The sequence below is a fragment of the Bradyrhizobium sp. SMVTL-02 genome, assembly GCF_051853005.1.
Lineage (GTDB): Bacteria > Pseudomonadota > Alphaproteobacteria > Rhizobiales > Xanthobacteraceae > Bradyrhizobium.
The window spans coordinates 4092552-4105857 of sequence record NZ_CP182469.1; the positions used below are offsets into that span (position 1 = coordinate 4092552).

Here is a 13306-nt window from a genome sequence, read left to right on the forward strand (position 1 = left end):
CAGCCAGCATTCGAGAGCCGTGTGACCCCCGTTGTCGAGTCATCAACTGTCGTGGGACGTGTCCACGGGCGCGTCGAGATGCCCTACGTCCAGGTGATCCGCGATGCTCAGCTGGCTGATGGCGTAATCGAGCGCATCGTCAGGCGACATTGCAGCGAGCGCGGCATGGGTGTCCGAATGATCCAGGCCTTGTGAGCCGAACTCAGCATGGGAGCTGAGATCAGTGTGAGAGAAGTCGAACTTGGCCAGCGCTTCACCCGGGTCGTTGCCGCCGACCTCGGACGGGCTGCTGTCGCCATGTTCCGATCCGAGATTGTCCGGAAGGTTACTCACCGACATCTCTCGCTCCTCCTTTGGTGATCGCGACGGTCGGCAGGCAACGCCCTAGCTAGACCGCGCCATCACCCTTATCGGCGCCGCACGCCGATGGATGCAGCGGCGAAAAAAATACATTCACGCGGTCATTCCAACTGCCGGCGCATGGCCATGAGCTCTCTCCGGATCCAAGCCTTGACAGTGCCTACGGGAACTCTGAGGTATTCAGCTATTTCTTCATGCGTGCGTCCGTCGATAATCGCCAACAACACGCTCGCGCGGCGGTTTGGCTCCAGCTGATCAAGCATCGCTCGGAGCGCCATACTGTCTGGGATGCAGAACGCCGGATTTGGAATCATTTGTTCCCGCTCGCAGATGGCGTTCAGGGTAGCGTCCTCTAGTGCGAGCTCGCGCCTCGCGTTCGCTAGCGTTTTGAGTGCCGTGTTGCGGACAATCGCGTAGATCCAGCCGCGCGCGGATCCGCGCGCAGGATCAAAGTCTTCGGCGTGTCGGAGAATCTGCGCGAATGCCTCGTGAATGACGTCCTCGGCGCGCGACATGTCGTGCACAATCCGGTGCGCCACCGCGTGCAAGTGGTCCTTCTCCCGGGCGTAAATCTCGCCGACCGCCGACTGCGACCCACAGGCGCAGTCGAGCAGCGCCCTCTCGTAATTAAGTTCCGTCTGGCATCGCGATGTGTCTTGCTGCGCTGCGCTGGCGCGAGCTGGCTCGACAAACTGCATAACTTCATGGGACATGCGTGCCTGCCGGCGACTTGCATTTCAAGCAAATGCGAAATGCTTTTTGGCGTTCAAACGAGGTGGCCAGGACTTCGTTCCGACGGGATTCGGTGTTCCTCAATTTTTTTTTAAAGCTGATCGTGCGCCTCTTCGGTGCACGCTCTCAACTTGGTACCTGGACGATCAACGGCAGTCGGCGCGCCACACTTCAAAAGCCTTCCGGCTCCCGTAGGCAATGTCGAGTGCACTGTAACTTGTGGCAGCCGCGCAATAGCACTGCATGCGTGGGCATCGATACCATACGAGGCCGTTGAGTCTTCGACCCGTGCTGAGGCTGGGAGGAAAACGTCTTCATCGAATATGTCGTGTTCGATTCGGCAGTTGATTCGGACCGGCGCGATGACAAACGCGAATCAATAATAGCGCCTCGCAATGCCGCACAGAAAATTTGTCCGACAGTGCATCCGGTTTGGCGTCTAGCAGCTAGTGATAACGTGGCAACCATTACACCGAATAATCTCGCCACTGAAGAAAGGACACCAACATGCACGAGATGACCTTTGCTCACCCTATCGAACTCTCCAATGAGCAGCTCGACCTCGTCGCCGCCGGCGGCACCCGCGACTGTAACAGCGGCTGCAACACTGGCTGCAACGGCGGCGGCGTCACCATCGGTATCGGTATCGATATCGACCTCGATGTCAATGTCTCCCTGGGTAAACAAGAGAAGTGCTGGTAAGATGAGTTGGCGAACCGCTTCCCCATGGCGGAAGCGGTTCTCCACCACCTTGTACGGTATCAGCCCACAGGGACTTGTTGTGGCTATCCCGTTATCCCTTAATCCCTTGGATTCACGAATAAGAGCGCACGGTGCATAGATGGCGGCACGCCCAGCTCTATTTCGCCAGGAAGCAATCGACTTTTTGCGCCAGCGCCATAGCTGGGGTGAGGTGGTCGCGCTGCAGCCATTATCGACCACGATCCTGAGCTGGAGTTTTGCGGGGGTCATCGTACTCATTGTTTGTTTCTTATCGATTGCGTCATACGCCCGCAAAGAAACCGTAGTCGGCTATCTCACGCCAAGCTCCGGCACGGCCAAAATTTTCGTGCCACAGCAGGGCTTCATCAAAGAGATAAAGGTGAAGGAGGGGCAGGAGGTCGCGGAGGGCGACCCGCTGCTGACCGTGGTGACCGCCCAAATCACTGCCAATGGCAATGATGTCAATGCCACCGTGCTCGAAGTTCTGAGGCAGCAACGCAATGTGGTCGAGCGGCAGATCGCTGCGGAAGAGCGGCGGACCACCTCGGAACGGGATCGGCTTGCTTCGTCGATCAACGGAATGGAAGGAGAAATTGCCCAGCTCGAGGACCAACGGAACATTCAGAACGAACGGCTGAAGCTGTCCGAGGGGTTCGTAGCGACGGGCGCCAAGCTGACCGCAAGCGGAACTTTGGCGCCGATCGAGCTGAAGCGCCGCGAGCAGGCCGCACTCGAGCAAAAGCAGAGCGTGGTGTCGCTCGATCAGCAGATCACTGCACGACGGAGCCAATTGACCGACACCCGGCATGCGCTCGAGCAACTGCCGGCCGTCGTTGCCGAGCGGGTTCGCGTCCTGCGTAGTGATCTCTCCTCGATCGAACAGCGCGTCGCCGAGGTGAACGGACGGCAAGCTTACGTGATCAAGGCGCCGACGAGTGGGCGGGTGTCCACGCTGCAGGCGACGGTCGGCCAGGTCGCTGATCCCAGACAAATGCAGCTCGAGATCATCCCCCTCGAGGCGCAGTTGCAGGCGCAGCTATTCTTTCCGACGCGTGCCTTTGGTTTCGTGCGGCCCGGCCAGCCGGTGAGATTGCTGTACGATGCATTTCCCTATCAGAAGTTCGGCGCCTATGGCGGCAGCGTGACAGAAGTCTCGCACGCCGTCCTGACGCCTAATGAAACCACTGGGCCGATCACACTGAAGGAACCGGCATACCGGGTGACGGTGGCGCTCGATCGGCCCGACATCGATGCCTATGGGCGCAAGATGCCGCTGCAGCCGGACATGCTGCTCAGGGCTGACGTCATTCTGGAGCAGCGCTCGCTAATACGGTGGCTGCTCGATCCGGTGTTAAGCGCGAGGATGTAGCTGCATGCACGGAATGTTGAATTTTAGTGGACGCAGGGTGCTCCCGGTCATCAGGCAGACCGAGGCGACGGAATGCGGACTGGCATGCCTTGCGATGGTCGCGTCCTATCACGGCCATCGCACCGACATGAATACGCTGCGGCGGCGGCATCCGGTATCGCTGAAAGGTGTGACGCTCCGCGACCTCATTGAGATCGCAGCTCATCTGGGGTTGGGCTGCCGGCCGCTGCGAATCGAGGTTGGCCATCTCGGGCAATTGCGGCTGCCGGCGATCTTGCATTGGGACATGGCTCATTTCGTCGTCCTGAAGGCCTACAGAAAAAAAGGCATCGTGGTGCACGATCCGGCCGCTGGCGAGAAATGGTTTCCTATCAAAGAAGCCGCGCGACATCTCACCGGGGTCGTGCTCGAGCTCTCGCCCACCGAGGCGTTCTGCCGCACCGACGAGAGGGTGCGATTGCCGTTCTCGGTATTCTGGAGCGGCATGAGCGGCAGCACTCATTCGCTAATTCAGATATTGATCCTATCGCTGGTGATCGAAAGCCTTATCTTGGCCGCCCCCTTCTACATGCAGCTCACGGTCGATGAGGTGATCGCCAGAGGCGATGCTGATCTCCTGGTTGTGCTCGGGCTGGGGTTCGCGCTGCTCCTGCTGATCAAGGTAGGCTCGACCGCGACGCGCTCATTCATTGTTCTCATTCTGCAGAACACGTTGAGCTTTCAAATTGGTGCGCGGCTGTTTCATCATCTTTTGCGTTTGCCGCTGTCGTTCTTTGAGAAGCGCCACATAGGCGATATTCTGTCGCGCTTCAACTCGATCGAGCCGATCCGCAACATGCTCGCCGAGGGCTTGATCACCGGCCTGATCGACGGCCTGATGTCGGTGCTGATGCTGGCCTTGATGTTCACCTACAACGTCCAGCTCGGCTGTATCGTCCTGTTCGCGTTCGCTCTCTATGCGGCGGTACGGCTCGCGTTGTTCAGGATGTTCCGGCGACGGAGCGAAGCGATCATTCATAGCAAGGCAGACGAGAACTCCACCTTCATCGAAACGCTGCGGGCGGTGCAGAGCCTGAAGCTATTGAACCGGGAGAACGAGCGGGAGAGCCAGTGGCTGAATCGGTATGCTGCCTACGTCAATGCCACCGTGAGGCTAGGCCGGGCGAAGATCAGCTTCAAGGCGATGAACGACACGATATTCGGGCTGGAGAACGTCATCACCATCTATCTCGCCGCTCGCCTCGCCCTCGACAACCTCATGACGGTCGGCATGATCTTCGCGTTCGTCAGCTACAAGATGCAGTTCGCCGAACGCACAGCGCTGCTGATCGAAAAGCTGGTGGACCTGCGCATTCTCGGACTGCACCTTGAGCGCCTCGCCGACATTGCGCTCACCCCGCTCGAGCGCGGCCACGACCAGAACCTGTCCTATATGCGACCGATCCGCGGCGCCATCGAACTGCGCAACGTGTGCTTTCGCTATGCCGAAGGCGAGCCGCTCATTCTCAATAATGTCAACCTGTCGGTCGCTCCCGGACAATTCGTCACGATCATGGGGCCTTCTGGGTGCGGCAAATCAACGCTTGTCAAGATCATGCTGGGGCTGCTTGAGCCCACGAGCGGAGAGGTTCTGATCGACGGCGTCCCGTTGTCCCAGCTCGGAGCGCGCGCCTATCGCGAGCAGATCGGCGCGGTTATGCAAGAGGATCAATTGCTGTCGGGATCGATCGCCGACAACATCTGCGTGTTCGAGACCACATTCGATCTTCAAGGGATGACCGAGTGTGCGCGGATCGCCGGTATTCACGACGACATCATGGCAATGCCGATGAGCTACAACAGTCTGATCGGGGACATGGGAAGCTCGCTGTCGAGCGGGCAGAAACAGCGAGTGCTGCTGGCGCGGGCGCTCTATCGCCGGCCAAAGATCCTGTTTCTGGACGAAGGTACCGCGCATCTCGACACCGACAAGGAGAGGGAAATCAACGCCAATCTGCGGCAGCAGAACATGACGCGCGTGAGCGTGGCGCATCGCCCCGAAATCACTCACGGAGCCGACATGATTCTCCATCTTGCGCCGGCGGCCGCCCCGTTGCAGGTCGGGGTCACAAGCCAAACGCCAACGGCCGCGCCGGGTGGCGATGCTGCTGTTGCTAAGCGGCTGGAGGCAAGCGAGCATTCGACCGAGCAGCAAGCCGACGATCCGGTGTCCGGCCGGAGCGATGGCAACAACGATTGTGGCCAACCGCGCAAGGAAGACTGTGAGCCGCAGAAGGATCCTTCCGATGTCGATCTGGCTGGCGATGGCGGCAAGCGGGGCAGCTATCGCAACGCGGGTGAAGCGCTCGCCAACACCGATTTCTCAAGGTGCTGACTCGCGGAATCGTACTCGCCCGAAAAAGAGCATGGCGCCTCACAGAGGTCCGCGAAGGGGCGTTCGCGGTCGGTGATGTCGCCCGCGTCCTCTTGAGCATCGACAATTTTGCCACTGTGGTGATTGCTATGCGTGAGTTTAGCGCACCTCGTACCGCCATCGGTTTGGCGCCGGCATCGAGTTTGCGATCGAGCGCGGCTCGCTCTAGCTGCACGAGAGCGGCACCTATGTGAGGCTGCTGCCGCCGGGCGAAGAGTCTGTTCAAATAGGAAATTCCGCGCCGGATGATGCCAAACGGCGTGCGCCGCCCTTAGTCCGGTGCGTCGGGCGGTCGCGGTGCGTCTCGGCTCCAGCCCCAGATGCCTGGGCCCATGCGTACTCCGCAAGTTCCGATTCGCCTTGGGACAAAGTGCGCCTAGGATTGACGCCGATCATTGGAGTTCTCGCGTCTGGCCTCGAACGGGCGTTCATGAACCTAACAACCTGCGAACAAAGCCAAGGGCGCCTTAAAAGAGGGCGCTGGTAAGCTCACCGGCGACAAGGAAATGGAACGCGAAGGCCACGCCGACAAGGCAAAAGGTGACCTGCACAAGGCCGCGGGCAACGTCAAAGATGCCGGGCGCAATGCGGCCGATAGCCTTAAGAAGTAACCCCCGAGAAACGGCCGCTATACCTGACCGCCCCCAACAGGAGGCTGCAACGGTGCCGAGTCAAGAACAGCCTCGTACAGATTATCTTTGAACCTCCTCCGAATTGATGGACACCCGTAGTAGGCTCGAAGAGCCAGGAGGTGTCGGATGGAAGGACGTCAACGTCGCTCGTTTACCGATGACTACAAGCGGCAAGCGGTTGATCTCGTAGCGTCTAGCGGTCGCTCGATCGGCTCGGTTGCCAAGGAACTTGGCTTGCGTGATTCCGTGCTACGGCGGTGGGTGGAGCAGCGAGGGGCCCGGCTGGAGCCGACGGCGGCGGCGCGGCGCCCCGCAACGCAGGCGACGCTGCCGTCGGCGGACCACGCGGCGGAGATCGCTCGTCTGCAGCGCGAGAACGACCGGCTGCGCATGGAGCGCGATATTTTAAAAAAGTCCATTGCGATCTTTGCTGGAGTTCAGAAATGAGATTTCGCTTCATCGAAGATCGCCGCGCCGACTATCCAGTGACGATCATGTGCGACGTGCTTGGCGTCTCGCCTGCTGGATATTACGCCTGGCGAGCGCGCCCTGAGAGCCAGCAGGCCATTGCCAACCGTGAGCTCGTCGACGACATCAAGCGGGTTCATCGCGACACAAACGGCCGCTACGGCAGCCCGCGCATCCATGCCGAGCTGAGAGCCCAAGGCCGTGGAGCGAGCCGTGGTCGCATCGAGCGGTTGATGCGTCGTCACGGTATCAGAGCCATCATGGCGAGGCCGCGACGGGTGCGCACCACCGACAGCCGTCACGATTTCCCGATCGCGGCGAACTTGCTCGAGCGCAACTTCGTCGCCGCCGCGCCGAACCGCATCTGGCTCGCCGACATCACCTATGTCCAGACTGATCAGGGCTGGCTCTATCTGGCCACGGTCATGGACCTCTACAGCCGCAAGATCGTCGGCTGGGCGATGGCGGATCATTTGCGCGCCGAGCTGCCTCTGGCGGCGTTGCGGATGGCAATCGCGGCGCAGCGGCCAAATGCCGGCCTGATCCACCATTCCGATCGCGGCGTTCAATATGCCTCGGCGGATTATCGCAAGCTGATGCAAGCCACCGGCCTCAGAGCCTCGATGAGCCGCAAGGGCGACTGCTATGACAATGCCCCGATGGAGAGCTTCTTTCACACGCTCAAGACGGAGCTCGTTCACCACCGGCACTATGAAACGCGGGCAGAAGCCACACGGGATCTCTTTGCCTATATCGAGGGCTTCTACAATCGAGTTCGCCGTCACTCCGCCATCGGCTTTATCAGCCCGATCGAGATGGAGCTAAAAGCAGCTTAACCCTGTCCATTTTTTCGGTGGAGGATCACTTGAGCGATCACTTTCAGTAGGTCGCTTACGAGTTCAGACTCAGTGCAGCCCATAAAACCCGCCCGAGCGCGCAAGCTGGTCAAAGTGTCGCGGCTTAAGGTAAGTGGCGCTCCGGGCCGCGAGCAGCGCTACGCTCGCGATGGTGTGGAGTATCCCAGCCTTGCCGCCCTGCTCCGCGCCCTAGAGGCCGAGCACGCTCAGAAGGAGCACTGATGCGCGCCTGGCGGAGCTGTTCCAGCCCATCTTCGATCAATTGGAGATCATCCTGAACGTACTTGGCTGCGGGACCGGACATGGATTGGAGCAATTCGCGCCGAAGATCTCTCATGTCTTCGAGCGCCGCTGGTTCCTTAATCCTGCGTAAGCTGAAACGATTGCTTTAATGTACAGATATAGAGATAACACTACGCCATGCTCACTCCCCACAAACTCACCAGCAACTTATCCATGACCAAGCGTCTCCGTGGCGCGAACCGCCATCGCGCGATGTGATTGACAGAAGGCCTGGAGGAAGCGACAACGCTCGACGTTGCGGACGGAGAGTCGACTCCCCACCAGGCTGGTAGGTGGTGCTCGGCAAAAGCACTACCTACCAATCCCGTTACCTGATGCGTTCCTTGACGGGAAGGGCGTGGCGGAATAAGCGCATAACTTATCCCGCGGTGATTTTAAGTCATCGATTGTTCGTCTTTGGGCTTGATTTCCGAATCCAGCAAAGTAATCCGCCCGCTGCCTTGATATTGAATAACTTTCTTCGGCCTTGCCAGCGTTCAATCGAGGCCGCCCCTGGCCGGGGCCTCACCGCCCGACGATTATGATTCGTGAGAGGCCATGGCGGAGACGTTCACGCGCCGAATCGGCGCATCCTGTCAGCCCTGGCGTAGCGCGCGCTCAACCGCGCGCGGGCTCCGCCAATGAACGTGATTGTCAAGACGACGCCGAGCACGTAGGAGCGCGCCGCCTCAAGCGCGCGCGGCAACCCCGGAGCAGCGGCGATTGCCGCATGGTCGGCGAGGGCTTCGCCCTACCAATCCAGGTCCGCCGCGCCGCCTGGCTCCGCCGGGTTGCCGGTAGGTTTGCCGGTTACTGCCGGTGGACCAGGGAAGGGCACCACGTCGCGGTCCGCCGCCCGGATCACTTCCTTGGCCATCCGCATCGGGTCGAACCCAAGATTTGCGACCGCCTCGGCCACGCCCTGCCGCTCCAGCTCGGCGACGATCGCCTCAGCCACCTTCATCAGTCTTGCCATCTCCGCCGGGGTCTCGCTCATGATCGTGTCCTCACATGGTGCCACGCTCGCCCTGGGTGGCGAGCGCTTCGCGCTACGGACTCCTCAGCGCTATCGCGGCGTCGATCAGCTCGGGCTGGCGCACCAGCAGCGCGGCCACGCCGACCAGCAGCAGCATCCCGGCCACCATGATGGCAATGGCGATCCAGATCCTGTCCTCCATCAGGGCCCGCCTACCTTCCCTTCAGGCGCGCCCGTCTTCGGATTTTTTTCCTAGCGGACCAGCATGACCGCGAGGGCGGCCACGAAGCCGACCACCAGAAGGCTGCCGGCGGTTACCGAGATCCAGTCGATTTGGTGAAGATGAATCCGCATTGGTGTGACCTTCCCGTGAGGCGTCGCCGCTGCCGCAACGGGGCAAAGCGGTTTAGGCGGCGGCGCGCCGGGGCGCGGTTGAAGTCCGCGCTCTCTCCCCATTTAACGGCCGCCCGGCCGGTGCCGTTCCTGATGGGACGCCTAATCTTTGAGCGCGCCTTGGCGATTTGCGAAACTCAGGAGTTTTGCAAGAAACTCCTAGGCATGGAAAATCAATGTGTTACACTTTGCGGAAGTTACTTGCAAAAGTGGGGCGCGAAATGGCAACCCTTGGATACGCAAGAGTGAGCACGCGAGACCAGCACTTGACCGGCCAGCTCCGAGCCCTAAAGGCGGCCGGCGCCACCACGATATATCGCGAGAAGGTTAGCGGCGTCCGGGCCGATCGGCCCCAGCTCGCGAAGCTCATGTTGGCGCTTCAGGCTGGTGACGTCGTCGTGGTGACGAAGCTGGATCGGCTCGGCCGCTCGACGCGCGAGTTGTTGTACCTAATCGAGCAGATCGGCGCGGCCGGCGCGGCGTTCCGGAGCCTCGGCGACCCGTTGTTTGACACGACGTCGTCGCAGGGCCGGCTTCTCCTGGCCGTGCTGGCCGCAATCGCATCGTTTGAGCGCGATTTGATCCGCGAGCGCACTAGCGAGGGGCGGAAGCGCGCAATGGCCGAGGGGCGGAGGTTCGGCCGGAAGCCGAAGCTGACACCCCACCAGCGCGCCGAGGCCTTGAAACGCCGGGCCGCTGGCGAGATGCTGGCTTCGATCGCCAAGAGCTATGCGGTCGACATCAGCATGATCTCGCGCCTGGCCGAATAGGGAGGGCCGACCCATGACCGATTTGGTGCAACGATTGCAATCTGAGCGATCCCCCATCTGCCTCGAGGCAGCACGCGAGATCGAGCGCACGGGCTCGATGCTGCGCGAGGCAAAAGCCGAGATCGTTCGTCTGCGCGATGCCAAGCGCCGCGCTATGCAGGTCGCCGACGAGCGCGCGAAAGAGGTAGTCGACTTACGCATGCAACTCGCCAAGAGCTTTGCGGTCGACGTATCGATGATTTCGCGGCTGAGTCGAAAGTCTACGGATCGTTAAACGCCGCTATCACGAGCCGTCGATCCTTGAGCTTGACGAGAACCTGGTGGCTAACTGGGAATAGCGTGGGTCAGACCGTGTACCGCATTCAGGCTGATCCGGCCGCGAAGGCCGTGCTGGCAACAGAGCGCCCCAATCCCAGGCTGAACCTTTCGCCCAGATGATCTCTCGTCTCCGCTGAAGTTACCCTGATGGCACTTCAGACAGGGCCGGCGGTCCGTTCCACCCATGCTAGGAGAGGTGATGTTGCCTGACTTCGCCGGGCTTCATGTCCTCAGCCCTTCAACTTCAATCGCGCCTTACCAAGCGGGGTCGTCTGCCCTCGGTGCGGCGACGGGGTCGCGGTCTAGCGACGAGCGCCGCGAAGGCGATGATCCCCGCGACATCAACTGCGATTGCGTAGGTTTCGTACAGCAACAAAGTGTCCCCGTGTGTTACCAGCGTCCGCAGCCTAGCGATTCCTCGATCTCCGTTCGGTTCGATTGCTGACACTGCCGCGCTCCGCGGCTCGCCCAGCGCGTGGCGTGGGTCGCCCGGCCCTTCGACCGGCAAGATGGAAGGTCCACTCAGCGACCCCCGCACGGGCGCCCAGGCCCCCTGCATAAGTGGAACAACCCTCCGCGTCTGCACCAAATGGGTGCAAAACTGATCCATGCCCCGCGGCCCGCAGACCTTCCGCCAGATCGACGTCAAAAGGGCCGTGCTGGCCGTGATGGCGGCCGGCCTGCCGGTCGCGCGGGTCGAGGTCTCGCCCGAAGGGCGAATCATTGTCATTGCCGGCCGGCCGGGGCAGGATGCAGGCTCAGCAGAGGTCAATGAGTGGGATGCTGTCAAATGAAACGCCGCAACCCGCCTTTCGTGCACGAGTACCAGACCCAGCACGGCACCACTGCCTATTACCTGCGAAAGCCGGGATACCCGAAGGTTAGGCTGCGCATCCCCGACGGATGCCGGCCTTGGTCACCGTCATTTATCTCGCCAAGTCGACCCAAACCGTCGCGCCAGCCTTGAAAGCGCGCATCCAAATTATCAATCGGAAAGGGCAGGCGCGTCGAAATGCAGGCCGGCTTAGTGTTCGGCTGCGCACATAATTCGTAGGAGCGCGATTGCACCGAAACAACGTCTGCATGGGTTGATGCCGCCGACCTAATGACGCTAGGCTGCCCGAGCAAGCGCAAGACATAAGGGAGGGCCGCGATGTCCATCGACGACCGCCACCGTGACAAGAACGGTGAGATCAGCAAGAAGCACGGCAACACCCTTATTCGTACACTGCGCAAGATTTACGGCAACACCTTCGCCGCCGGCCACCCGGAGACAGCGAAGCTGGGTGAAGTGTTCCAGCATCTCAATGAGACATCGCTAAGCCAGCTGGTTCACGATCACAAAAACGGGCACCTCGAAAAGAAAATCAAAAAGGTAGAATAGCTCGCCATCCGCTCGGCTTGCGTTGAGAGAAGGCTTTTCGGAAGGCTCGCAACGTGCCAAGGCCGACGAGGTCTGGCCTGGCATCGCTCGCACCTATGGGCTGGCGAAGAAATACAAGATCAGGTGGCCTGGCCCGCAAGTGTTGACGCCACCACGGGCTGCTCCTTAACAGCCCGCCGGATTGCCCCTCGGGCTCGTACAGTTCATGTGCCTGATCAAAGAGGTAGCTTAGAGCGCGCACGTAGTCGTTGCGCTGGTTTTTCCGAGCAAACGATGCGGCGAGGCGAGCTTCGATTTCGGCGGACAGGCTTCGTCCGGTACGTTTTGCCTCCGCCTCTAACCGCCCACCATTGTGGGGCTTTCCCTGCGGCCTTGGGATGCCTCGCCCGCTGACGTGCCAGACGAAGGGCCATGCGGCTGGAACGGCAACCTGTATGCCGACAGCTGGGCGTGCGCCCAAAAGCTGCGGCGAGGCCGCAGAACCAGCGATAGGCGAGATTGAGCTGAACCTCGCGGCATAGTGCGCGCTCCGAGCGGATCGCGAATACGCCAAGGATGAGCATCCGGATCATCAGCTCCGGATCGACCGATGGTCGGCCAGTGTTGGAGTAATGCGGCGCAAGCTCGACGCGCACCCACGACAGATCGAGAACTGCCGCAATTTGCCGAACCTGATGGTCGTCCGGCACTACGGCCTCGAGGTCGAACGCATAGAACAGATGACCCTGCTCGCCTTGCGCCGCCCCATCATCGAATCTCTCCGTCGATAGCCGCTTCTTCGACGGAATCACGGTTCGCACCGCTCCTCAAGGTAGTTCTGCAACAAAATCCCCCGAAAGCGGACCGCGGCTGAGCGATTTGTGAGTAACGGGCGCTTAGGCCAGCCGCTGCCATGACGCGATATAGTGCGGCGAGCTAATGCGTAAGCATGTAGGTGCCCCCGATCAGATGCTGATGCTGATGCTACCGGTTCGCGAATGCATTGCCGTTTTGAATTGAGCAGGTGGCACCCAATGTTTCTACTGAGAGAACCTCGCGCACGACGCCATCGAACCCCTGGCGCTTAATGGTTTTGCCGTTCTCTTTGCCAACCACAACGGCCACGGTGCAGCTGGAGTAGCTGCTATCGAAGGTCGCGACGGCGCGCATCGCGCCCGAACCGCCGCCGCCCGCATAACCGCGGTAGGCGACAAGCTGGTTGCCCTCAAATCGCAGCCCTCTGGCTTCACCGATTCCGGTTTTCGCCGCGTTCGGGTCGACATCTCCGCCCTGGGTGCGCCTCCCGATCGATCGCGACGAGTACTCGAACAACCGACCCAATGAGCTAATGTAGATAATGTACTTGATGTCGTTGCGGGTCTGCCTCTCCTTTCCATTGGGATCGCGCACAACAGCCTGTGCGGTCCAACTCAACGTAACCGTTTTGTTCATCAGTTGTTGCGGAGCAGCCGTCGCTGGAGCCGCTCCCATCCACACGAGGCCGATGAAAACAACACTAACGGCTGAACGGGCCAAACCCATGTGAACCTTTCCTCTACACCCCAATGAATCTAAATTCTTTTGCGCCTCCGCCGAAAAGGCGGCCACCCTGGCGTCCTGTATGTCCCGTTGGACCGGGCATAGCCTCAA

14 protein-coding genes and 1 pseudogene are annotated in these 13306 nt (G+C 60.6%); 9 read left to right on the forward strand and 6 right to left on the reverse strand.

The features are described from left to right. Nucleotides 1-42 precede the first annotated feature (42 nt). Together ACNJYB_RS19210 and ACNJYB_RS19215 are read right to left on the reverse strand one after the other, a co-directional pair. Nucleotides 43-339: a hypothetical protein gene (locus ACNJYB_RS19210; protein ID WP_439375358.1), complete on the reverse strand. Its 297-nt coding sequence runs from the start codon at nucleotides 337-339 to the stop codon at nucleotides 43-45. Nucleotides 340-461: 122 nt separating this feature from the next. After that, entirely contained in the window at nucleotides 462-1073 is a 612-nt protein-coding gene (locus tag ACNJYB_RS19215; protein WP_439375359.1) for a sigma-70 family RNA polymerase sigma factor, read from the reverse strand. A 526-nt stretch (nucleotides 1074-1599) separates the two neighbouring features. On the opposite strand from ACNJYB_RS19215, the gene ACNJYB_RS19220 reads away from it, so the two are divergent. The 5 genes from ACNJYB_RS19220 (at nucleotide 1600) to ACNJYB_RS19240 (ending at nucleotide 7533) form a co-directional block, all read left to right on the forward strand. Continuing rightward, a complete protein-coding gene (locus ACNJYB_RS19220) occupies nucleotides 1600-1794 on the forward strand; it encodes a hypothetical protein (protein WP_439375360.1) in 195 nt (64 codons plus the stop codon). Between the two features lie 139 nt (nucleotides 1795-1933). Further along, the gene (locus tag ACNJYB_RS19225; RefSeq protein ID WP_439375361.1) at nucleotides 1934-3184 is read left to right on the forward strand and encodes an HlyD family efflux transporter periplasmic adaptor subunit; all 1251 of its coding nucleotides are present in this window, start codon (nucleotides 1934-1936) and stop codon (nucleotides 3182-3184) included. A gap of 4 nt (nucleotides 3185-3188) precedes the next feature. Then, a complete protein-coding gene (locus tag ACNJYB_RS19230; RefSeq protein ID WP_439375362.1) occupies nucleotides 3189-5558 on the forward strand; it encodes a peptidase domain-containing ABC transporter in 2370 nt (789 codons plus the stop codon). Between the two features lie 545 nt (nucleotides 5559-6103). Then, nucleotides 6104-6208, forward strand: a complete 105-nt coding sequence (locus ACNJYB_RS19235) for a hypothetical protein (RefSeq protein ID WP_439375363.1) — start codon at nucleotides 6104-6106, stop codon at nucleotides 6206-6208. A 147-nt stretch (nucleotides 6209-6355) separates the two neighbouring features. Continuing rightward, nucleotides 6356-7533, forward strand: a protein-coding gene (locus tag ACNJYB_RS19240; protein WP_439368046.1) for an IS3 family transposase whose coding sequence is annotated in 2 segments (ribosomal slippage) — nucleotides 6356-6653 and nucleotides 6653-7533 — 1179 coding nt in all. Because the reading frame shifts where the segments join, the coding sequence is not laid out codon by codon here. Nucleotides 7534-8587: 1054 nt separating this feature from the next. On the opposite strand, the gene ACNJYB_RS19245 is transcribed toward ACNJYB_RS19240, so the two are convergent. Beyond that, on the reverse strand, nucleotides 8588-8833 hold the full coding sequence (locus tag ACNJYB_RS19245; RefSeq protein ID WP_439375364.1) for a hypothetical protein: 246 nt from the start codon (nucleotides 8831-8833) through the stop codon (nucleotides 8588-8590). Between the two features lie 52 nt (nucleotides 8834-8885). Beyond that, a complete protein-coding gene (locus ACNJYB_RS19250; RefSeq protein WP_439375365.1) occupies nucleotides 8886-9014 on the reverse strand; it encodes a hypothetical protein in 129 nt (42 codons plus the stop codon). Nucleotides 9015-9471: 457 nt separating this feature from the next. Between ACNJYB_RS19250 and ACNJYB_RS19255 the strand changes: the two genes are divergently transcribed. The 4 genes from ACNJYB_RS19255 to ACNJYB_RS19270 all read left to right on the forward strand — a co-directional run bounded on the left by ACNJYB_RS19255 (nucleotide 9472) and on the right by ACNJYB_RS19270 (nucleotide 11677). After that, nucleotides 9472-9975 (forward strand): recombinase family protein, encoded by a 504-nt coding sequence (locus tag ACNJYB_RS19255; RefSeq protein ID WP_439375366.1) that lies wholly within the window; start codon nucleotides 9472-9474, stop codon nucleotides 9973-9975. A 13-nt stretch (nucleotides 9976-9988) separates the two neighbouring features. Next, nucleotides 9989-10249 (forward strand): hypothetical protein, encoded by a 261-nt coding sequence (locus ACNJYB_RS19260; RefSeq protein ID WP_439375367.1) that lies wholly within the window; start codon nucleotides 9989-9991, stop codon nucleotides 10247-10249. Between the two features lie 652 nt (nucleotides 10250-10901). Beyond that, a complete protein-coding gene (locus ACNJYB_RS19265; RefSeq protein WP_439375368.1) occupies nucleotides 10902-11087 on the forward strand; it encodes a hypothetical protein in 186 nt (61 codons plus the stop codon). Between the two features lie 359 nt (nucleotides 11088-11446). After that, nucleotides 11447-11677, forward strand: coding sequence for a hypothetical protein (locus tag ACNJYB_RS19270; RefSeq protein WP_439375369.1), 231 nt, complete (start codon nucleotides 11447-11449; stop codon nucleotides 11675-11677). Nucleotides 11678-12147: 470 nt separating this feature from the next. On the opposite strand, the pseudogene ACNJYB_RS19275 reads toward ACNJYB_RS19270, so the two are convergent. Together ACNJYB_RS19275 and ACNJYB_RS19280 are read right to left on the reverse strand one after the other, a co-directional pair. Continuing rightward, nucleotides 12148-12465, reverse strand: a pseudogene (locus tag ACNJYB_RS19275) (transposase); the annotation flags it as partial. Between the two features lie 175 nt (nucleotides 12466-12640). Beyond that, entirely contained in the window at nucleotides 12641-13198 is a 558-nt protein-coding gene (locus ACNJYB_RS19280; protein WP_439375370.1) for a hypothetical protein, read from the reverse strand. Nucleotides 13199-13306 lie beyond the last annotated feature (108 nt).

Excerpts from the sequence above, each read along its gene's own strand:
- ACNJYB_RS19210 (WP_439375358.1), bottom strand. The coding sequence starts at position 339 with ATGTCGGTGAGTAACCTTCCGGACAATCTCGGATCGGAACATGGCGAC.
- ACNJYB_RS19215 (WP_439375359.1), bottom strand. The coding sequence starts at position 1,073 with ATGTCCCATGAAGTTATGCAGTTTGTCGAGCCAGCTCGCGCCAGCGCA.
- ACNJYB_RS19220 (WP_439375360.1), top strand. The coding sequence starts at position 1,600 with ATGCACGAGATGACCTTTGCTCACCCTATCGAACTCTCCAATGAGCAG.
- ACNJYB_RS19225 (WP_439375361.1), top strand. The coding sequence starts at position 1,934 with ATGGCGGCACGCCCAGCTCTATTTCGCCAGGAAGCAATCGACTTTTTG.
- ACNJYB_RS19230 (WP_439375362.1), top strand. The coding sequence starts at position 3,189 with ATGCACGGAATGTTGAATTTTAGTGGACGCAGGGTGCTCCCGGTCATC.
- ACNJYB_RS19235 (WP_439375363.1), top strand. The coding sequence starts at position 6,104 with ATGGAACGCGAAGGCCACGCCGACAAGGCAAAAGGTGACCTGCACAAG.
- ACNJYB_RS19245 (WP_439375364.1), bottom strand. The coding sequence starts at position 8,833 with ATGAGCGAGACCCCGGCGGAGATGGCAAGACTGATGAAGGTGGCTGAG.
- ACNJYB_RS19250 (WP_439375365.1), bottom strand. The coding sequence starts at position 9,014 with ATGGAGGACAGGATCTGGATCGCCATTGCCATCATGGTGGCCGGGATG.
- ACNJYB_RS19260 (WP_439375367.1), top strand. The coding sequence starts at position 9,989 with ATGACCGATTTGGTGCAACGATTGCAATCTGAGCGATCCCCCATCTGC.
- ACNJYB_RS19265 (WP_439375368.1), top strand. The coding sequence starts at position 10,902 with ATGCCCCGCGGCCCGCAGACCTTCCGCCAGATCGACGTCAAAAGGGCC.
- ACNJYB_RS19270 (WP_439375369.1), top strand. The coding sequence starts at position 11,447 with ATGTCCATCGACGACCGCCACCGTGACAAGAACGGTGAGATCAGCAAG.
- ACNJYB_RS19280 (WP_439375370.1), bottom strand. The coding sequence starts at position 13,198 with ATGGGTTTGGCCCGTTCAGCCGTTAGTGTTGTTTTCATCGGCCTCGTG.